The 20016-nt window shown below is 68.0% G+C and carries 19 protein-coding genes and 1 pseudogene; 12 read left to right on the forward strand and 8 right to left on the reverse strand.

All coding sequences use genetic code 11. From position 1 onward, the window contains the following. Nucleotides 1-12: 12 nt before the first annotated feature. Entirely contained in the window at nt 13-369 is a 357-nt protein-coding gene (gene rpoZ / locus EOW65_RS16535; RefSeq protein WP_113901516.1) for a DNA-directed RNA polymerase subunit omega, read from the reverse strand. A 70-nt stretch (nt 370-439) separates the two neighbouring features. Beyond that, complete coding sequence (folK, locus tag EOW65_RS16540; protein ID WP_128151325.1) at nt 440-1024, reverse strand: 2-amino-4-hydroxy-6-hydroxymethyldihydropteridine diphosphokinase; 585 nt, start codon at nt 1022-1024, stop codon at nt 440-442. 140 nt (nt 1025-1164) lie between these two features. Here folK and EOW65_RS16545 point away from each other — a divergent pair, with 140 nt between their 5' ends. Further along, nucleotides 1165-1728 (forward strand): LabA-like NYN domain-containing protein, encoded by a 564-nt coding sequence (locus EOW65_RS16545; RefSeq protein WP_113901514.1) that lies wholly within the window; start codon nt 1165-1167, stop codon nt 1726-1728. 118 nt (nt 1729-1846) lie between these two features. On the opposite strand, the gene EOW65_RS16550 is transcribed toward EOW65_RS16545, so the two are convergent. Together EOW65_RS16550 and EOW65_RS16555 are read right to left on the reverse strand one after the other, a co-directional pair. After that, nucleotides 1847-2956 carry a Hint domain-containing protein gene (locus tag EOW65_RS16550; protein WP_128151327.1) on the reverse strand — a complete coding sequence of 370 codons (1110 nt, stop codon included), beginning with the start codon at nt 2954-2956 and terminating at the stop codon, nt 1847-1849. Next, nucleotides 2953-4536 carry a Hint domain-containing protein gene (locus EOW65_RS16555; RefSeq protein ID WP_128151329.1) on the reverse strand — a complete coding sequence of 528 codons (1584 nt, stop codon included), beginning with the start codon at nt 4534-4536 and terminating at the stop codon, nt 2953-2955. Before EOW65_RS16555 ends, EOW65_RS16550 begins: the two co-directional genes overlap by 4 nt. Before the next feature lie 296 nt (nt 4537-4832). Between EOW65_RS16555 and dapE the strand changes: the two genes are divergently transcribed. The 3 genes from dapE (at nt 4833) to rnr (ending at nt 8765) form a co-directional block, all read left to right on the forward strand. Continuing rightward, the gene (gene dapE, locus EOW65_RS16560) at nt 4833-5972 is read left to right on the forward strand and encodes a succinyl-diaminopimelate desuccinylase (RefSeq protein ID WP_128151331.1); all 1140 of its coding nucleotides are present in this window, start codon (nt 4833-4835) and stop codon (nt 5970-5972) included. Next, nucleotides 5969-6382 (forward strand): GNAT family N-acetyltransferase, encoded by a 414-nt coding sequence (locus EOW65_RS16565; protein ID WP_128151333.1) that lies wholly within the window; start codon nt 5969-5971, stop codon nt 6380-6382. The genes dapE and EOW65_RS16565 overlap by 4 nt, the downstream gene beginning before the upstream one ends. Nucleotides 6383-6500: 118 nt before the next feature. After that, nucleotides 6501-8765, forward strand: coding sequence for a ribonuclease R (gene rnr, locus EOW65_RS16570; protein ID WP_128151335.1), 2265 nt, complete (start codon nt 6501-6503; stop codon nt 8763-8765). Here the strand turns inward: rnr and EOW65_RS16575 are convergent. Both EOW65_RS16575 and EOW65_RS16580 read right to left on the reverse strand, forming a co-directional pair. Further along, a complete protein-coding gene (locus EOW65_RS16575; protein ID WP_128151337.1) occupies nt 8762-10345 on the reverse strand; it encodes a phospholipase D-like domain-containing protein in 1584 nt (527 codons plus the stop codon). The genes rnr and EOW65_RS16575 overlap by 4 nt on opposite strands. Before the next feature lie 82 nt (nt 10346-10427). Next, nucleotides 10428-12026: a phosphoenolpyruvate carboxykinase gene (locus EOW65_RS16580; RefSeq protein WP_128151339.1), complete on the reverse strand. Its 1599-nt coding sequence runs from the start codon at nt 12024-12026 to the stop codon at nt 10428-10430. 334 nt (nt 12027-12360) lie between these two features. Here EOW65_RS16580 and EOW65_RS16585 point away from each other — a divergent pair, with 334 nt between their 5' ends. From EOW65_RS16585 to EOW65_RS16615, 7 genes are read left to right on the forward strand one after another with little or no spacing between them, the layout of a single operon-like run. Then, nucleotides 12361-13062 carry a response regulator transcription factor gene (locus EOW65_RS16585; protein WP_113902190.1) on the forward strand — a complete coding sequence of 234 codons (702 nt, stop codon included), beginning with the start codon at nt 12361-12363 and terminating at the stop codon, nt 13060-13062. After that, complete coding sequence (locus EOW65_RS16590) at nt 13059-14804, forward strand: stimulus-sensing domain-containing protein (protein WP_164880134.1); 1746 nt, start codon at nt 13059-13061, stop codon at nt 14802-14804. Before EOW65_RS16585 ends, EOW65_RS16590 begins: the two co-directional genes overlap by 4 nt. Before the next feature lie 3 nt (nt 14805-14807). Continuing rightward, nucleotides 14808-15239, forward strand: coding sequence for an HPr kinase/phosphorylase (locus EOW65_RS16595; protein ID WP_128151341.1), 432 nt, complete (start codon nt 14808-14810; stop codon nt 15237-15239). Nucleotides 15240-15262: 23 nt separating this feature from the next. After that, nucleotides 15263-16153, forward strand: a complete 891-nt coding sequence (gene rapZ / locus EOW65_RS16600) for an RNase adapter RapZ (protein ID WP_128151353.1) — start codon at nt 15263-15265, stop codon at nt 16151-16153. Then, nucleotides 16150-16551: a PTS sugar transporter subunit IIA gene (locus EOW65_RS16605; RefSeq protein WP_113902194.1), complete on the forward strand. Its 402-nt coding sequence runs from the start codon at nt 16150-16152 to the stop codon at nt 16549-16551. Before rapZ ends, EOW65_RS16605 begins: the two co-directional genes overlap by 4 nt. Next, on the forward strand, nt 16551-16820 hold the full coding sequence (locus EOW65_RS16610; RefSeq protein ID WP_113902199.1) for an HPr family phosphocarrier protein: 270 nt from the start codon (nt 16551-16553) through the stop codon (nt 16818-16820). The genes EOW65_RS16605 and EOW65_RS16610 overlap by 1 nt, the downstream gene beginning before the upstream one ends. 42 nt (nt 16821-16862) lie before the next feature. Next, a complete protein-coding gene (locus EOW65_RS16615; RefSeq protein WP_240664747.1) occupies nt 16863-17729 on the forward strand; it encodes a lysophospholipid acyltransferase family protein in 867 nt (288 codons plus the stop codon). Nucleotides 17730-17790: 61 nt separating this feature from the next. Here EOW65_RS16615 and EOW65_RS16620 read toward each other — a convergent pair whose 3' ends face one another. Then, a complete protein-coding gene (locus EOW65_RS16620; RefSeq protein WP_128151345.1) occupies nt 17791-18666 on the reverse strand; it encodes a 3-hydroxybutyryl-CoA dehydrogenase in 876 nt (291 codons plus the stop codon). Between the two features lie 166 nt (nt 18667-18832). Between EOW65_RS16620 and EOW65_RS16625 the strand changes: the two genes are divergently transcribed. Next, complete coding sequence (locus EOW65_RS16625) at nt 18833-19654, forward strand: DUF6473 family protein (protein WP_128151347.1); 822 nt, start codon at nt 18833-18835, stop codon at nt 19652-19654. 223 nt (nt 19655-19877) lie between these two features. Here the strand turns inward: EOW65_RS16625 and EOW65_RS16630 are convergent. Next, nucleotides 19878-20016: pseudogene (locus tag EOW65_RS16630) on the reverse strand (electron transfer flavoprotein subunit alpha/FixB family protein); the annotation flags it as partial.

Raw genomic sequence — 20016 nt, forward strand, 5'->3', positions numbered from 1 at the left:
CGGTCGTGCGATTCAGTCGCGACCCTGCGCGTCCATCAGGGCGCGAAGCATGCGCTCTTCGTCCATATCGTCGGCGCGCGGACGGTCGGGGGTTTCGCCCGACATCAGCATCGCCATCGAATCCTCTTCGGGTTCGTCGACCTCGATCTGGGTCTGATGCGACTCGATCAGGCGTTCGCGCAGATCCTCGGCGGACTGCGTCTCTTCGGCGATCTCGCGGAGGGCGACCACCGGGTTCTTGTCGTTGTCGCGGTCCACCGTCAGCGGCGAGCCGGCAGCGATTTCGCGTGCCCGATGCGCCGCGAGCATCACCAGCTCGAAGCGGTTCGGAACCTTGTCAACGCAATCTTCAACCGTCACGCGGGCCATTGGCATCTCCAATCGGACTTGGGAGGTGTGAAGCGCCTATTTAGGCGCAATATCTGGGCTTGACAAGCGCTCAATCCGGCGCCCCCACTGGCTCGAGCGGCACGAGTGCGGCTTTTTCCGCCTCGGGCAGGGCTGCGGCCATTTCCGCCACGCTCTGGCCAGTCGCGGGGTGGCGCCAGGCGGGCGCAATCTCGGCGAGAGGAATCAGCACGAAACCACGGTCCTGCAGGCGCGGGTGCGGCAAGATCAGCTCGGAGGGCGTCTCGCGCATCTGCCGCTCGAGCGGCAGTGCGCGCCAGGCGGCCTGGCTCTCGGCGTCGGGCAGCACGGTCTGGCCGGCGGCGATCAGGTCGAGGTCGATCCTGCGTGCCTGCCAGCGCTCGCTGCGGACCCGGCCGAGCTCTTCTTCGATCGCATGGAGCCGCGCCAGAACCTCGGTGGGCGCGGCCTCGGCCGACACCACGGCGCAGGCGTTGACGTAGTCGGGGCCCGAGCCCGCCGGGAAGGCGGGCGAGCGGTAGAACCGGCTCACGGCCGCAAGCATAAGCCCTTGTTCCGGCATTCTTTCCAGCGCTGCCGCCAGGGTCTGCGCGGGCAGTCCGGCGGCCGACGGAAGATTCGCTCCGAGGGCAATCAGGAATGTGTTATTGGCCATAAATACAGATATCCTTGCCCACGGCCGATTGCTATGCAGTTCTGTCAGGAACTGTGCGCAGCGGCGTATTGGGGATATTCTTCCTCGCGTCAACCACTCACACGACGCCTACCGCTGCGCAAAGACGAAAGGAAGTGTTGATGTTTTACAAGGACGAGCGGCTTGCGCTGTTCATTGATGGTTCGAACCTCTACGCGGCAGCCAAGGCGCTCGGGTTTGACATCGACTACAAGCTGCTTCGGCAGGAATTCGAACGGCGTGGCAAGCTGGTGCGGGCCTTCTATTACACGGCCCTGCTGGAAAATGAGGAATATTCACCGATCCGTCCGCTGGTCGACTGGCTGCATTACAATGGCTACGCGATGGTGACGAAGCCGGCGAAGGAATACACCGACTCGATGGGCCGGCGGAAGGTCAAGGGCAACATGGACATCGAGCTCGCGGTGAACGCGATGGAACTCGCGCCGCGCCTCGACCATGCCGTGCTGTTCTCGGGCGACGGCGATTTCCGTCCGCTCGTCGAAGCGCTGCAGCGGATGGGCGTGCGGGTGTCGGTCGTTTCGACGATCCGCAGCCAGCCGCCGATGATCGCCGACGAGCTGCGCCGCCAGGCCGATAATTTCATCGAGCTCGACGCGCTGCGCGAAGTGATCGGCCGCCCGCCGCGCGAGGCCCGCGAACCCGAGGCCGCCGCCGAGGCGTAAGCCGGACCCGACGGGGCCGTCGCGCCCCACTCTTCCGCGCGGGCCCGGCCGGAATGGCTGTGACAAGATCCGGAAAGGGGGGCTTCGGCTCCCCTTTTCTGCCAGGCGGGGCGCCGGCTCAGGCCGCCCGCGGCCCGCGGCCTTGCGTGCGCGCCATCGTCAGCGCCTGCGCCTCGTGTGGCGCCAGTTCGCGCCGCACCGGTGTGGCATGCACCGGCAGCGTGCCGGCCTCGGCCAGCGTGGCGAGGGCGGTGGTGCGGGCGAGAGCCGGCTGCCGCGCCAGCCGCCCGGCGCTGAGGCTTTCGAGCCGGCAGCCGTCGGCGATCAGCAGGTGATGGCGTTCAAGCATGATCCCCTGCCAGCCCAGCACGCAGGGCCGGTCGGGTTGCTGCGCGCTGCAGCCATCGACCAGATGCTGCGCGGCGATCAGCACCTCTTCCTCGCCGAAGAGATAATCGACCGCGGGGCCGGCCAGTGCGACGCGGTGCTGCGGCAAAAGCCAGAGGTCGGTGCGCTCGGCAAAACTCGGCGCGCTCAGCCGCACCGGGCGCAGCGCGCCAAGCGCGGGCAGCATCACCCGTCCCGACCAGAGCACCGGCTGCGGCCCGGCATCGACGGTCTCGACCAGATCGCCCGGGCGCAGGCTGCCCGCCGGGCGCAGCCCCCCGGGGGTGGCAATGGGTGTGGCGGGGGCGAAGCAGGCGCCGGGTCCGACCGGCTGCAGGTGATCGCCGATCGCCAGCCAGTCGACCCGCGGCCCGGGGAGCGCGCCTTGCGCCCCGGCGACGAGGGCGGCCACCTCGGGGCGGCGCGGCGGCAGGGGGGTGGTGCCCGCGCGCTGGCGCAGCGTCGCCTGATCGAGCGCCTCGAGCGTCAGCAGGCTGGTGTCGGTGGCGCCGTCCCAACTCCAGATCAGCCGCATCCGTCCGCCGGCAAGGCATTCCTCGGTGACATCGATCGACAGCGCGTGAAAGGCCGTGCCGCGCCGCTCGATCAGGGCAAGCTGGTGCTCGGCGCCGATGCCGATCGACAGGAACAGCCCGTCGCGACCGAGCGGCGGCAGGTGCAGCAGCGGCAGGGGCGCCTCCTCGCCGCGCAGCAGGGTGAATTCAAGCATCAGGCTGCCGCGCGGCCAGAGCTCGGGCAGCGCCCGATGCGCCAGCGCGATCGCGCCTTCGCCCGGCAGCTGCGCCCGCAGCCAGCCGCCCGGCTCGCCCCGCCCGGTCATGCCGCACGCCCCTGCAGCAGCCGCGCCTCATAGGCGCGCAGGCTGCGCCGGGCGGCCGGGCCATAGCCCGCGCCGGTTTCCGGGTCGAGCTCGGGGAAGAGGGCGCAGATCTCGGCCTGCACCGCGGCCTCCATCGCGCCCAGCACCTGCGGCCCGGGCAGGAAGCTTTCGCTCGCCATGCCTTCGGAGAACAGGATGTGGTGGCGGTCGAACAGCAGGTGGACATAGTCGACCGTGCCGCCCTCGACCACCCGCACGGCTTGGCCGTCGACCAGATCCTTCGCCGCGACCAGCACCTCAGCCTCGCCGAACAGCAGTTCGGCAGCCGGGGCGCGCAGCAGCACCCGGTGCTGCGGCGAGACCATCAGCGGCTGCACCGCGCCATGGGCGCCCGCCTCGAAACGGATCGGGGCGAAACGGCCCTCGGCCGGCACGCGCCGCCGCCCGACCCATCGCAGCGGCTGCGGCCCGGCGTCCTGGGTCAGCACCAGATCGCCCGGCACCAGCGTCTCGACCGCGCGCGGCCCCTCGGGCGTCGCGACGCAGGTGCCGGCGACGAAGCAGGGCACGACATGGACGGTGACGAAGCCCACGTCCGTGTGCCCGTCCGAACTCGTCACCTCGTAGGTGAAGTTGACGGTCTCTTCCTCGGGGTCGGCATGGACCGTCAGCGTGCCGTCCGCGTTCAGCGTCACGCGCTCGCCCGAGGCAAGCTGCACGGTGTCGCCCGGCTGCACCGCAACGCCGTTGATCTCGGTGATCGTCAGCGTGCCATGGGTCCGGTTCACGTCGTTGCCGAGCACGTCGATCGTCTTGTCGCCGCCCGGCGCGACGTTGATCTCGTCATCGACGGCGACCAGCACGGTCTGGATCGAATCCCCCGCGATCAGCAGGTTCGAATCGTAATTCGCATCGCCCGCGTCGGCGATGCCGATGCGGATCGAGTTCAGCGCGCCGACGTTCACCGGGAAGGTCAGCGTCATCGTCACGGTGAAGCCGTCCATCTCGGTGTTGTAGGCGTCGTTGGTGTTCGAGATGTAGAGGTTCTCGTTGTTGGCGCCGTTCACGTTGTTGACCGAGGTGGCCGCGGTCGAGAGGTTCACCTCGACCGGCGCGCCGTTCACCCAGACCCCCACCACGTCGTTGTAGATCGAGTTCACGTATTCCGGGTATTCGTCTGAGGCGAAGGTGAAGCTGATCGTCATCAGATCGCCCGTTGGCACGAAATCGACGTCGAGCCAGGCCGCATCATAGGTGCGCGTACCGGCGAGCGCGTTGAACCCGGCATTGTTGTCGATGCCAGTGGTGTTGGTCGAGGTGTTGGTTGCGGTGTTCGGGTCCGACGAGAACCAGCCGCCACTGTTGGTGAAATCCGCGGCATTGCCGGTCGACAGGATCACCCCGGTGTCGGACGGCGTCGCCTCGGGCGAGATCGAATCGCCCTTGGTGTAGATCGCGGAGGAGTTCTTCGCGCCGGTATAGGAGGCATCCACCACCGTCACGCCGTCGCCAAAGATCGTCTGCGCCATCTGCATCGCAGTGGCGGAGGTGTTGTAGCCCAGCTCTGCCGCTCGTGCCATGCCGTCCCCGCAAATGTGGGAGGCAGCGCAAACGCCGCACCGGAAACATGCGTCCGGCCGTGGTGTCGGGCCGTTTCGGCCTCGGTGTCATGGGGGCGCCTTGGCCCTGCTCGTTGCCCTGCCTCGGGTCATAATTATTGCACTCAGCCTAAGTCCGACTCTCGCCATGAGAAAACCTTTTTCTTTCAAGGGGCCCGCGGGGGGCGCCCCGGGTGTCTGCGGTGCAACAGTGCCGCCGCGGTTGTGCTTGCATCCGGCCGGGGCTAAGCCTGAGGCGCCATGAGAAGGAGCCCGCGATGCCGCTCGACCCCGTGAAACTCACCGCCGATCTGATCCGCTGCCCCTCGGTCACGCCGGGCGAGGGCGGCGCGCTCGTGCTGCTGGCAGAGGTGCTGAGCCGGGCCGGCTTCGCCTGCACCCGCGTCGATCGCAACGGCATCGCCAATCTCTTTGCCCGCTGGGGCGCGAAGGGGGCGAAGACATTCGGCTTCAACGGCCATACCGACGTGGTGCCGGTGGGCGACGCCGCGGCCTGGACGCATGACCCCTTCGGCGGCGAGATCCACGACGGCGTGCTCTGGGGGCGCGGCGCCACCGACATGAAATCGGGCGTCGCCGCCTTCGTCGCCGCCGCGGTCGATCTGGTGACCGAGGCGCCGCCCGAGGGCGCGGTGATTTTGGCGATCACCGGCGACGAGGAGGGGGCGGGGCGCGACGGCACCCGGGCGCTTCTCGACTGGATGGCCGCGACCGGCGAGGCGATGTCGGTGTGCCTGGTGGGCGAGCCGACCTGCCCCGAGGTGATGGGCGAGATGATGAAGATCGGCCGGCGCGGCTCGATGACCTTCTACATCGAGGCGACGGGGGTGCAGGGGCATGCCGCCTATCCGCACCGGGCGAAGAACCCGCTCCATGCGCTGATCGACCTGCTCGGGCAGATGACCGGCGCGCCGCTCGACACCGGCACCGCGCATTTCGACCCCTCGACGCTGCAGGTCACCACGATCGACTGCGGCAACCCGGCGAACAACGTGATCCCGGCGAAGGCGCGCGCCACCGTCAACATCCGCTTCAACGACGCCCACAGCGCGGCCAGCCTGATCGCCTGGGGCGAGGGGCTGGCGGCCGAAGTCAGCGCCGCGACCGGCGTCAGCTTCGCGATGAACCCCGAGGTCTCGGGCGAGAGCTTCCTCACCCCGCCCGGCGCGTTCGTCGCGCTGGTCGCCCGCGCGGTCGAGGCCGAGACCGGGGTGAAGCCCGTGCTCTCCACCTCGGGCGGCACCTCGGACGCGCGCTTCGTCAAGGACCATTGCCCGGTCCTCGAATTCGGCCTCGTCGGACGCACGATGCACCAGGTCGACGAACGGATCGAGGTCGCGCAGATCGAGACCCTCAAGCGCGTCTATGCCCGCGCGCTGCGGGAGTATTTCGCATGATCCTCACCGAGACCGACGATCTCGCCGCCTGCCACGCCCTGCGCCGCGCCGTGTTCATCGAGGAACAGGGGATCGCAGAGGCCGAGGAATGGGACGACCTCGACGGGCAGGCTGTCCACCTTCTTGCGCGCGAGGGCGACACCCCCCTCGGCACCGCGCGGCTTTTCGTCGAGGGGCCGGAGGGCCGCATCGGCCGGGTCTGCGTGGCGAAACCCGCGCGCGGCACCGGCCTTGGCGCGGCGCTGATCCGCGAGGGCTGTGCGCGCCTCGCCGCGGCGGGCTGCACCCGCATCCTTCTGGGCGCACAATGCTACGCCATCCCCTTCTACGAGAAACTCGGCTTCACCGCTTTCGGCCCGGACTACGACGATGCCGGCATCCCGCACCGCGAGATGGAGCGCCGCCTCTGACCCGGCCCGGGACCACTCCCGCCCCCCCCCTTTCATCTTGCCCGAAATACCTCGGGGTGCGGGGCGGCGCCCCGCTTCCCCGCGTGACGGCACCGCGCGCCCGTGCTAGGTCAGGGGCATGACCCAGACACCCACCCGTGAACAGATCCTCGCCTGGCTTGCCGACCATCCCGATGCCGGCGCCAAGCGCGACATTGCCCGCGCCTTCGGCCTGAAGGGCGCGGAGAAGATCGAGCTGAAACGCCTGCTCAGGCAAATGGCCGAAGAGGGCGTGATCGAGCGCCGCCGGCGCAGCTTCCACGACAGCACGCGGCTGCCGCCGGTCACCGTGCTGCAGGTGCTGGCGCCCGACGCCGCGGGCGATCTCTGGGCGAAACCGCTCGAATGGGGCGGCGAGGGCGAGGCGCCGCGCTGTCTCGTGCTGCCGGCGAAGGGCGAGCCCGCGCTTGGTGCGGGCGACCGCATCCTTGCCCGCATCGCCGCGGTCGAGGGCGACGATCACGCCTACGAGGCGCGTCCGATCCGCAAGATCGGCACCACCCAGCACCGCATCGTCGGCATCTTCCGCAAGGGCGCCGAGGGCGGGCGGATCGTGCCGATCGACAAGGGCGAGACCAAGGAATGGGTCGTGCCGGCGGGCGCCACCAATGACGCGCGCGACGGTGAGCTGGTCGAGGCGGAACAGTCCGGCCCGAAGGGGCGGCTCGGCCTGCCGAAGGCGCGGGTGCTCGAGCGGCTGGGCGATCCGGCCGCGCCGCGCGCCGTTTCGCTGATCGCGATCCACCAGCACGGCATCCCCGACGACTTCCCCGACGAGGTGATGGCCGAGGCCGATGCCGAGACGCCCGCGGGCTTCGAGGGCCGCGAGGACCTGACCGGCCTGCCCTTCGTCACCATCGACCCGGCCGACGCGCGCGACCGCGACGATGCCTGCCTTGCGCTGCGCGACGAGGATCCGGCGAACGAGGGCGGGTTCCTGCTCTGGGTCGCGATCGCGGACGTCGCGCATTACGTCCGCCCGGGCTCGGCGCTCGACCGCGAGGCGCGCCGGCGCGGCAACTCGACCTATTTCCCCGACCGCGTCGTGCCGATGCTGCCCGACCGGCTCTCGGGCGATCTGTGCTCGCTGCACGAGGACGTGCCGCGCGCGGTGCTGGCGGTGCGGATGAAGGTCGGCTCTTCGGGGCAGAAGATCTCGCATCGCTTCACCCGTGGCATCATCCGTTCGGTGGGGTCGCTCGAATATGCGCAGGTGCAGGCCGCCCACGAGGGCCGCCCCGACGCGAAGACCGAGCCGCTGGTGCAGGAGGTCATTGCGCCGCTTTACGAGTGCTATGCCGCGCTTGCCCGGGCGCGGGCGGCGCGCCAGCCGCTCGACCTCGATCTGCCCGAACGACAGATCGTGATCGGCGAGGATGGCAAGGTTGCCTCGGTGCGGTTCAAGGAGCGCATCGATGCGCACCGGCTGATCGAGGAATTCATGGTGCTTGCGAATGTCGCCGCGGCCGAGGAGCTGGAGCGGCTGCGCCGGCCGCTTCTCTACCGCGTGCACGAGGAGCCGAGCCCCGACAAGATCGAGGCCCTGCGCGAAGTGGCGCAGGCCTCGGGCTTCACGCTGGCCAAGGGCCAGGTGCTGAAGACCGCGCATCTGAACCGGCTGCTGTCGCAGGCCGAGGGCAGCGAGTTCGACGAGCTCGTCAACATCTCGACGCTGCGGGCGATGACGCAGGCCTATTACGCGCCGCACAACCTTGGCCACTTCGGGCTGGCGCTGCGCTCCTACGCGCATTTCACCTCGCCCATTCGCCGCTATTCGGACCTGATCGTGCACCGCGCGCTGATCTCGGGCCATGGCTGGGGCAAGGACGGGCTCAGCCCCGCCGACATCGACACGCTCGAGGAGACGGCGCAGCATATCTCCGAGACCGAGCGCCGCTCGATGGCGGCCGAGCGCGACACCACCGACCGCTATCTTGCGGCCTATCTGAGCGACCGCGTCGGCAGCGAGTTCGGCGGCCGGATCTCGGGCGTGCAGAAGTTCGGCCTGTTCGTGAAGCTCGACGAGACCGGCGCCGACGGTCTGGTGCCGGTGCGCTCGATCGGGCGCGAGTTCTTCCACTTCGACCCCGAGGCGCAGCAGCTGATCGGCGCCGAGACCGGCACGGTGATCGGCATCGGTCAGCGGGTGCGGGTGCGTCTGGCCGAGGCGGTGCCGCTGACCGGCGGGCTCGAGCTTGAACTCCTCGAGGTCGAGGGCGCGACCCTGCCCGGGCCCGGCAAGGGGGGGCGCAAGCCGTTCCGCCCGGGGAGGAAGAGCGCGGCGCTGAAGGCGAAGGAGCGTGGCGTCGCACGCAAGGTCAAGCGCACGCGCAAGCCGCGCTAGAGCATCCACTCGATCGGCAGGCGCTTGGCGATGGCAAGCGCCAGCCGCGCGCCCAGCGTGGCGCCGGGTTCGGCGCTGCGCTCCGCTTCGCCCGGGCGCGACCAGCGCAAGCCGCCGCTCGGCGCAAGGGTCACGCGCCAGGCCCGTTCGGGCACGAAATCGTCGAAGGAATCGGTGATCGCCTCGGCGATCGCCGGGGCGTCGATCACCACGCCGAGCTCGGTGTTCAGCCGCATCGAGCGCGGGTCGAAGTTGAACGAGCCGATGAACACCCGCGCCCGGTCGACGGCGAAGACCTTGGCGTGCAGTTTGTTGCGCGAGAAGGGCGAGGTGCCTTTCAGCCGGCGGGCGAGGAAATCAGTGGCGGGGCGACGCTTCTCGGCGTCGGGGGCGTATTCCCACAGCTCGACCCCGCGGCGCAGCAGCGGTGCGCGCCGGTGGGCATAGCCCGAATGCACCAGCGGCACGTCCGAGGCGGCAAAGGAATTGGTCAGGATCCGCACCCGGATGCCGTCTTGCGCATAGCGCGCGAGCGTCTTCACCCCGCTGCGGGTCGGCACCAGATAGGGCGAGATCAGCACGAGGTCGCGCTTCGGCGTGCCAAGCGCACGGATCAGGTGGCGCCAGAGCATGCGTCGGCTGCCGATCCGGCCGACGATCTTCTCGGGCGGGTCGAAGACGAGCTCGGCGCGGGCGAAGGTGAAGGGCGCGTCGGGGGCAAGGATGCGGCCCTCGGCATGGGCCCGGCCAAGCGCCGCGACATAGGCGGCGGCGTCGGGGGTGGTCAGGCGGGCGGCCTCGGCCGCAAGCCGCGCCGCGGCCCGGGCGGGGGCGGGCGGCGTCAGCAGTACGGTCGACGGGATCGAGGGCGGGGCGTTCCAGTACAGGTCGAACTGCCGCGCCACCTCAGTCACCACTGGCCCGGCCACCGCCACATCAAGATCCATGTAGAGTCCGCCCGGCGCGAAGCGGTTGAAGTAGTCGTCGCCGATGTTGCGCCCGCCGAGGATGGCGACGGTGCCGTCGACCACCATCGCCTTGTTGTGCATGCGCCGGTTCAGTCGGTGGAAGTCGGCGAGATAGCCAAGCACGCGCATCCGGCGCAGCGGGAAGGGGTTGAAGAGCCGCACCTCGACATTCGGCAAGGTGTCGAGCGTGGCGAGGATCTCGTCCATGCCGGCGGTGCCATTGTCGTCGATCAGCACGCGCACCCGCACTCCGCGCGCGGCGGCCATGCGCAACGCGCCCAGCATCAGCGCCCCGGCGGTGTCGTCCTGCCAGATGTAATATTGCAGCTCGATCGTGCTTTCGGCGGCAGCGATCAGCTCGAGCCGGGCGGCGAGCGCATCGACCGGGTCGATCAGCAGATGCACCGCGTTCAGCCCCGGATGCGCCGCCAGCCGGGCGGCGAAGGCTGTGGCCAGCCGCCCGCCTGCCGGCGGCGGCAGGGCGAAGCCCGGTGCGAAGGGGCCCTTCGGCCGCGGATGGCTGAGCCGCGCGCCGAGCAGCGTGCCACTCGCCGAGACGAGCGCCGCGGCAAGCGCGATCAGCAGCAGAAGGGGCAGGCCGTGCAGATGCATGCGCTCACTCTGGCCCGTCGCGCCGGCAAAGCAAAGGGGCCGGGAAATCCCGGCCCCTTCGGGTCACTGTCCGTTATGGCTTTCAGCCGATCGCGGCGGCTTTCACGTCTTCGTCGACGTAGGGCATGTACTGCTCGAAGTTCGCCTTGAACATGCCGACCAGCTTGTCGGCCTGCGCGTCGAAGGCGGCCTTGTCGGCCCAGGTGTCGCGCGGGTTCAGCAGGGTCGAGTCGACGCCCGGCACCGAGACCGGAACCTCGAAGCCGAACTTCTCGGACTTGCGGAACTCGACGCCATGCAGCGAGCCGTCGAGCGCGGCGGTCAGCAGCGCGCGGGTGGCCTTGATCGGCATGCGCTTGCCGGTGCCGAAGGCGCCGCCGGTCCAGCCGGTGTTCACCAGCCAGCACGAGGCGCCGTGCTCGCGGATCTTCGCCTGCAGCAGCTTGCCGTAGACTTCGGGGCGACGCGGCATGAAGGGCGCGCCGAAGCAGGTCGAGAAGGTCGGCAGCGGCTCGGTCACGCCCACTTCGGTGCCCGGGGTCTTTGAGGTGAAGCCCGACAGGAAGTGATACATCGCCTGCGCCGGCGTCAGTCGCGCGATCGGCGGCAGCACGCCATAGGCGTCGCAGGTCAGCATGATGACGTTCTTCGGGTGACCGCCCATCGAGCTTTCCGAGGCATTCGAGATGTAATGCAGCGGATAGGCGCAGCGCATGTTGTCGGTCAGCGAGTTGTCGAAGAAGTCGAGTTCCAGCGTCTCCGGATCGAAGACCATGTTCTCGACGACGGTGCCGAACATCGAGCAGGTCGCATAGATTTCCGGCTCGGCCTCCTTCGAGAGGTTGATCGTCTTGGCGTAGCAGCCGCCCTCGAAGTTGAAGACGCCCTTTTCCGACCAGCCGTGCTCGTCGTCGCCGATCAGCGTGCGCGACGGGTCGGCCGAGAGCGTGGTCTTGCCGGTGCCCGAGAGACCGAAGAAGACGGCGGCGTCATCGGGGTTGCCGATCGCGTGGTTGGCCGAGCAGTGCATCGCCATGATGCCCTTGCCGGGCAGGATGTAGTTGAGGAGCGTGAACACGCCCTTCTTGTTCTCGCCGGCATAGGCGGTGTTGCCGATCAGGATGATCTTCTTGTCGAAGTTCAGCGCAATGACGGTTTCCGAACGGCAGCCGTGACGCTCCGGGTTGGCCTTGAAGCCCGGGCAGTTGATGATCGTCCATTCCGGCGCGAAGGTGTCGAGCTCGCTGCGCTCGGGGCGGCGCAGCATGGTGCGCAGGAACAGGCCGTGCCAGGCGAGTTCGGCCACGAGACGCACGTCGAGACGGTGTTCCGGGTCGGCGCCGCCGAACAGGTCCTCGACGAAGAAATCCTTGCCCTTCATGTACTCGATCATGTCGGCGTAGAGCACGTCGAACTTGGCCGGGTCCATCGGCTTGTTGTTTTCCCACCAGATCGAGTCTTCGACCGAGGCGGTGCGGACAACGAACTTGTCCTTCGGAGAACGGCCGGTGTGGACGCCCGTCGAGCAGTAGAATGCACCGCCCTTGCCGAGGGTGCCCTCGCCGCGTTTCAGGGCCGCTTCGATCAGAGCGGGCTCCAGCAGGTTGTAATAGACATTGCCCAGACCATTGATGCCCTGGTCTTCCAGGCGTTTCGCCGGGTTCACACGTCCGATGATCATCTGTAGCTCCCGATGCCGTCGCGCGGCGTTCATTGGGTTCCTCCCGGCATTCCAGGCCAAATGGAATACCGATCCGGGCAGGAAGCCCGCCACGGATGCGCCCCTATAACATGACGTTTCGGTGATGGAACAGAATGCTTTGACGCAGTTAGCGCAACCAAGGCGATGTTTAGCGCAACCAGCACGGGAAGGTGAGGCAATTTCGCCAGACCTTGGTTTTTTTGCGCCGAGATGATTCGCGCAGACCGTCTGATTCGCACATACAGAGTTGATTCCAAGGGCCGGAAAGCGGACAATGCCGGTAATTATATAAGAGCAGTAGAGGGTACAGGACATGTCGAGGATCGCGCTGGTCGACGACGATCGCAACATTCTGACTTCCGTTTCGATGACGCTGGAAGCCGAGGGCTACGAGGTCGAGACCTACAACGACGGGCAGGCGGCACTCGATGCCTTCAGCAAGCGGCTGCCGGATATGGCCGTGCTCGACATCAAGATGCCGCGAATGGACGGGATGGAACTGCTGCAGCGGCTGCGCCAGAAAACCACGATGCCGGTGATCTTCCTGACCTCGAAGGACGATGAGATCGACGAGGTGCTCGGCCTGCGCATGGGGGCGGACGACTATGTCAAAAAGCCCTTCAGCCAGCGCCTTCTGGTCGAGCGGATCCGGGCGCTGCTGCGCCGCCAGGAGGTGATCGCCTCGGGCGAGGCGCCGGCGACCGACGAGAACAAGGTCATCACCCGCGGCAGCCTGACGATGGATCCGCTGCGCCACTCGGTGTCCTGGAGGGGGCGCGAGGTCACACTCACCGTGACCGAGTTCCTGCTGCTGCAGGCGCTGGCGCAGCGCCCGGGCTTCGTCAAGTCGCGTGATCAGCTGATGGACGTGGCCTATGACGACCAAGTCTATGTCGACGACCGCACCATCGACAGCCACATCAAGCGGCTGCGCAAGAAGATGCGCAGTGTCGATGACGAGTTCTCGGCGATCGAGACGCTGTACGGCATCGGCTACCGCTACAACGAAGAATGACGTTTTCCGGACAGATGGGGACGGAGCGGGCGAGCGTGACGGGCAGGAAGCGATCCGGAGCGGAGGTTCTCCTTGGCGAGGACTGGGTCGGCCCCGAGAGCGTGGTCGACGAGGATCTCACACGCGGTCGGGCCCGGCGCAGCCTGATTTCGCTCAACCGCTCGCCGCTGGCGCGCAAGATCATCACCTTCAACCTGCTCGCCATGCTGGTGATGGTGGCGGGGGTGCTCTACCTCAACCCGTTCCGCGACAGCCTGGTGTTCCAGCGCGAGAGCGCGATCGTCAGCGAGGCCGAGCTGATCGCCGATGTGTTTGAGGCGCGGATGCCGGTCGCGGCGCCGGTGAACCTTGCCGCCGGGGACGGCATCGACGTCGCCGATGTGATGCGCGGGATCGAGCTGCCCGAGGGCGCGGCGATCTATGTCTTCGACATGAGCGGTAACCTGCTTGCGGATTCCGACGAGGTCGGCACCGCGCCGCAGGAGCGGGTGACGGGGCTTGGCATCGATCAGCGCTCGACAATGATCACCGACATGCTGAACCGGGGCTGGGAGTGGATCTCGGGACTGGTGCGAAGCGGCGGTCCGCGCGCACCGCAAACGGTCGACACCCGCGCGATGGTGGAAAAGCTGGTGCCGCAGGTGCGCGACGGCGCGACGGTGATGGCGACGAACCGCGACGGCGGCGGCGCGACGATCTTCTCGGTTGCCACCGGGCTCTATCAGAACGGGCGGATGGTGGGCATGGTCGCCATGACCTCGGCCGCCGGCGAGATCGACAAGCTCGTGCGGATCGAGCGCGAGCAGGTGCTGCAGATGTTCGTGGTGGCGATCATCGTCTCGATCGGGCTGAGCCTGGTGCTGGCCTCGACGATCGCCAATCCGCTGGCCGATCTGGCCCGCGCCGCCGAGATCGGCCGCGACCGCAACGCCCGCAAGATGCAACCCGGCCGGGTGCGCATTCCCGACCTGACGGCGCGGCCCGACGAGATCGGCCGGCTCTCGGGGGCGCTGCGCGGCATGGTCGCGGCGCTTTATGACCGGATCGATGCGAACGAGCAGTTCGCCGCGGACGTCGCGCACGAGATCAAGAACCCGCTTGCTTCGCTGCGCTCGGCCGTGGCCTCGCTGCAGGTAGTCAAGCGCGAGGATCAGCGCGCCAGGCTGCTCGAGGTGATCGATCAGGATGTGAGCCGCCTCGACCGGCTGGTCAGCGACATCTCCAACGCCTCGCGGCTCGACAGCGAGCTGGTGAAGGAGGAGGAGGAGCGCTTCGACCTGATGAAGATGGTCGGCAATCTGACCGAATATCTTGGCCAGCAGGCTGCCGAGAAGGGCGTCGATTTCATCTCCGACCTGCCGAAGGAGCCGATCTTCATCACCGGGCTCGAGGGCCGCCTGGCGCAGGTCTTTGTCAATCTGATCACCAACGCGATCAGCTTCTGCGAGGAGGGCGACGCGGTCCGGGTCTGGGCGCGGCGGCGCGAGAACCGGGTGCTGGTGGTGGTCGAGGATACCGGTCCGGGCATCCCCGAGGAAGCGCTGACCAAGGTCTTCCGGCGCTTCTATTCGCAGCGCCCGCCGGGGCAGTTCGGCGACCATTCCGGCCTTGGTCTTGCGATCTCGAAGCAGATCGTCGAGGCGCATGGCGGCGTGATCTGGGCCGAGAACATCCGCCCGACCGACGCCGACCCCGGCTCCGAACCGCTTGGGGCGCGCTTCGTCGTCGGCCTGCCGGTGTGAGCCGTGGCCGCGCCGGCCGCTGCCAACATCCATGCGACGGCGGTCGCGCTTGATGCCGGGCGCGGCGTGCTGATCCTGGGCCCCTCGGGGGCGGGGAAGTCCGCGCTCGCGCTGCGGCTGATGGCCCTGGGGGCGCACCTCGTCGCCGATGACCGGGTCGATCTGCGGCACGAGGCGGGGGCGCTGCTTGCCGCGGCGCCGGCGGCGCTCTTCGGGCTGATCGAGGCGCGCGGCGCCGGCATCCTGCGCGCCACGGCGCTGGCGTCTGCCCGCATCGCCCTGGTCGTTGACCTGAGCGAGAGCGAAACCGAGCGACTGCCGCCGATGCGCCACAGCGAGATTCTGGGTGTGTCCCTGCCCCTTGTGCTGCGACTGCAAGATGGCCATCTTGAGGCGGCAATTCTGCAGTGGCTCAGGGGCGGGAGACAGGCGTGAGCGCAGAGCTCTCAACGGAGCAGATGGCGACCAGGGTCGTGCTGGTGACCGGACCGTCGGGGGCCGGTCGCTCGACCGCGATCGCCGCGCTCGAGGATCTGGGCTACGAGACCATCGACAACCTGCCGCTCAGCCTGGTGCCGCGCCTGCTCGACGGGCCGCTGCTGCGGCCGCTGGTGCTGGGCATCGACGTGCGCAACCGCGACTTCTCGGTCACCGCGCTGATCGAGCTCATCGACCGGCTGACCCGCGCCCCGGCACTGCGTCTCGAGGTGCTCTATCTCGACGCGAGCCCCGATGTGCTGGTGCGCCGCTATTCCGAGACCCGCCGTCGCCATCCGCTTGCTCCCGAGGATGCCCCGCTCGAGGGGATCACTCTCGAGGTCGATCTGCTGGCGCCGATCCGGGCCCGCGCCGATGTGCTGATCGATACCTCGGCGATGAGCCCGCACGAGCTGCGGGCAGAACTGGCGCGCTGGTTCGACCTGGGCAAGATCGCCCGGCTCGCCGTGTCGCTGCACAGCTTCAGCTACAAGCGCGGCGTGCCCCGCGGGCTCGACATGATGTTCGACTGCCGCTTCCTGTCGAACCCGCACTGGGTGCCGGCGCTGCGCCCGCTGACCGGGCTCGATCCGGCGGTCGCGGCCCATGTCGCGGCCGATCCGCGCTTTGATCCCTTCATCACGAAGGTGCGCGATCTCTTGCTTTTCCTGCTGCCGGCCCATGTTGAGGAAGGCAAGAGCCACCTTGCCGTGGGCTTCGGCTGCACCGGCGGTCAGCACCGCTCGGTTGCCGTGACGGAAAACATCGCCCGAGCCCTTGCAGAGGCTGGCTGGCAAGTGTCTAAACGGCACAGGGAACTGGAACGGCGGGCTCTGGCCCAGCCGGGGGTGAAAGAGGCAGGCGGCGCGTGATCGGGATCGTGATCGTGGCACATGGTGGTTTGGCGCGCGAGTATCTCGCGGCGGTCGAGCATGTCGTGGGACCGCAGGAGGGAATCCGCGCCATCACCATCGAGGACGAGCACGACCGCGCCGCGAAGCAGGCCGAGATCCGTGCCGCGGCCGATGCCGTCGACACCGGCGACGGGGTGGTGGTGGTGACCGACATGTTCGGCGGCTCGCCCTCGAACCTCAGCCTGCTGGCCTGCGAGGCCTGCGAGCGGGAAATCGTCTACGGTGCCAATCTGCCGCTGTTGATCAAGCTGGCGAAATCGCGCAGCCTCGGCGTCCATGCGGCGGTCGAGGCGGCGCTCGATGCCGGCCGCAAGTACATCAACAGCTATTCGGCATACGGAATGGGCGGCAAGTGATCATCAAACGGGTTCTGAAGATCGTCAACGAGAAGGGGTTGCATGCGCGTGCCTCGGCCAAGTTCGTCGAGGTGGTGGAGCGGTTCGACGCCCGCGCCGAGGTCGAGAAGGACGGGATGGGCGTCTCGGGCGATTCGATCATGGGGCTTTTGATGTTGGCAGCCTCGCGCGGAACATCTATTGAGGTTTCGACCAGCGGGGACGAAGCCGAGGCTCTGGCCGATGCGCTGCAGGCCCTGGTGGCCGACCGCTTCGGCGAGGACAGCTGAGGCAGGCTCGCACACCCCGCGTTGCGCAAAGAGGGTCCTGTGTTGGACGAACATGCAGGCACCGTTCCGGTGCAGACCCCGGCCGAGGTGGCGCCCTATGACAAGGGCCGTCTGTCCTACGCCGGAACTTTCACCAATCCCTGGAAGGCGAACACGATCCGCGCGATCGAGTGGATGACGGCGAAGTGGAAACTCCTGCGCCTGATCCGCGAGTTCGAGCGGCGCGGCGCCCCCTTCGGTCAGCCGTTCTGGCCGCAGGCGCTCGACATCATGGGGATCGAGGTGACCACCCCCGCCGAGCAGATCGCGCGCATTCCGAAGGACGGCCCGCTCGTCGTGGTGGCGAACCACCCGCACGGGCTCGTCGACGGGATGGTGCTCGCCTATCTGATCGGCCAGGTGCGCACCGATTACAAGATCCTGACCCGCTCGCTCCTGACCGGCATCCCCGAGATCGCCGAGTTCATGCTGCCGGTGCCCTTCCCGCATGAGCCGAACGCGCAGGAAGAAAGCCTGAAGATGCGCGCCGAATGCATGGCGACGCTGAAGGCGGGCGGTGTGATCGTGCTGTTCCCGGCGGGGCAGGTGGCGCATTCCGACACCTATTTCGGCACGCCCGTCGAGCAGGACTGGAACCCCTTCACCGCGAAGATGGTGGCGCGCTCGGGCGCGCAGGTGCTGCCGATCCATTTCCCCGGCCGCAACTCGCAAGCCTATCAGATCGCCAACAAGCTCAGCGCGACGCTGCGCCAGGGGCTGCTGCTCTATGAAATCCGCCGCGCGCTGAACAAGCGCCAGTCGCCGGTGATCGGCGCGCCGTTCTCGGCGGCCGAGCTGAAGGAGCCGCTGAAGGACCCGCGCCGCTGGCTGGCCGAGATGCGCGAGCACACGCTCAACCTGCGCGGCTGACCTTTCCACCCATGAGAAAGGCCCCGGAAATCCGGGGCCTTCGCGTTTCTCGGGGCGGGGCTCAGCGCGTCGGCACCGGGGTCTCGCCGCGGTAGTCGTAGAAGCCGCGGCCGGTCTTGCGGCCGAGCCAGCCGGCCTCGACGTATTTCACCAGCAGCGGGCAGGGGCGATACTTGGTGTCCGCCAGCCCGTCGTGCAGGACGTGCATGATCGCGAGGCAGGTGTCGAGACCGATGAAGTCGGCCAGTTCCAGCGGTCCCATCGGGTGGTTCGCACCGAGCTTCATCGCCATGTCGATCGACTGCACGTTGCCCACGCCTTCGTAAAGCGTGTAGACCGCCTCGTTGATCATCGGGATCAGGATGCGGTTCACGATGAAGGCCGGGAAGTCCTCGGCCGAGGCCGCGGTCTTGCCGAGCTTGGCGACGATCGCCAGCATCGTCTGATAGGTCTCGTCATCGGTGGCAATGCCGCGGATCAGCTCGACGAGCTTCATCACCGGAACCGGGTTCATGAAATGCACGCCCATGAAGCGCTCGGGCCGGTCGGTCTTCGAGGCGAGTCGGGTGATCGAGATCGACGAGGTGTTCGAGGCGAGGATCGTCGTCGGCTTCAGATGCGGCACCAGGGTCTTGAAGATCTGGTTCTTCACGTCCTCGCGTTCGGTCGCGGCCTCGATCACCAGGTCGGTCTGACCAAGATCGGTCAGCGTCAGCGTGGTGGTGATGCGGGCAAGGGTGGCGGCCTTGTCCTCGGCGGTGATCTTCGCGCGCGAGACCTGGCGGTCCAGGTTCTTCTCGATGGTGGCCATCGCCTTGTCGAGGCTGTCCTGCGCGATGTCGTTCAGCAGGACATTGTAACCCGCGAGGGCGAAGACATGGGCAATGCCGTTGCCCATCTGGCCTGCGCCAACGATACCTACGGTTTCGATCGTCATGTCGGTTCCTTCCCGATTACTCGCGGTCAATATGCTGCAGCGCAGCAACGGGCGCAAGGGGGATCCCCCCGGCGCGTCCTGCGCTGACCATGCCGGTCCGTCTTAGCCCTTTCGCAAGAGTTTGGGCGCAGCTTGTCCCGAACCGAGTCGAAAACCGAGGTGGGCCATGGCTTTCGAATATGCGGGGGATGGGGCCCTCGACTATTTCCCCTGTCGCTACGGGCGCTCGAAACTGCTGTTCCGCGGGCCACGTCGGCAGCTGGTGCCGCCCTTCGTCTCGGCGCTTGGCGGCTCCGAAACCTATGGCAAGTTCGTCGAGGAGCCCTGGCCGGCGTTGCTCGAGGAGCGGCTGGGAATTCCTGTGGTGAACTTCGGCTATCTCAACGCCGGCGTCGATGTCTTCCTGGGCGAGCCGCAACTCGCCGAACTCACGCGGCTGTCGCGGCTGCGCATTGTGCAGCTGACCGGGGCGCAGAACCTGACGAACCGGTTCTATGCGGTGCATCCGCGCCGCAACGACCGCTTCCTGCGGGCCTCGGGGCTGATGCGCTCGGTCTTCTCCGAGATCGACTTCACCGAGTTCAACTTCACCCGCCACATGCTGTCGGTGCTGATGGCACAGGGGCCCGAGCGCTACGAGCTGCTGGTGACGGAGCTGCGCCAGACCTGGGTGGCGCGGATGACGGCGCTGCTCGAACGGCTCGAGGGGGCGAAGCTGCTCCTGTGGCTCACCGACTGGCGCGACCCGCTGCAGGGCGATCCGCTCGGTCCGGAGCCGCTTTTCGTGACGCAGGAGATGGTCGACCGGATCGCGCCGCTGGCGCAGGTTCTGGTGCGGGTGCAGCCCTCGAGCATGGCGCGTTCGGCGGGGACGGCGGGCATGCATTTCGCCCCGCTCGAGGAGCCTGCGGCCGCCACGATGCCCGGCCCGCTGGTGCATCGGGAGGTCGCCGAGGCGCTGGCCCCGGTCGTCGGGCGGATGCTCTGAAGGTCTGGTCCGAAACAAAGAAGCCTCCCCTTTCGGGAAGGCTTGTTGGTTCGCGACAGGCAGGGGGCGCTGCCCCCCCTCGGCTTCGCCTCCCCCCCGGAGTATTTCAGCCAAGAAAAAGCAAGGGGCGCCCCGATCGGAGCGCCCCCTGGTTTCATCTTGCCGCAAATACCTCGGGGGCCGAGGCATTGCCTCGGCGGGGCAGCGCCCCCGCCCGGCGGGGTCACAGCTTCGCGGTCATTTCCGGGACGGCCTGGAACAGGTCGGCGACCAGACCGAAATCGGCGACCTGGAAGATCGGCGCCTCTTCGTCCTTGTTGATCGCGACGATGATCTTGCTGTCCTTCATGCCCGCAAGGTGC

This window comes from Paenirhodobacter ferrireducens, from assembly GCF_004022265.1.
Classification (GTDB): Bacteria; Pseudomonadota; Alphaproteobacteria; order Rhodobacterales; family Rhodobacteraceae; genus Rhodobacter; species Rhodobacter ferrireducens.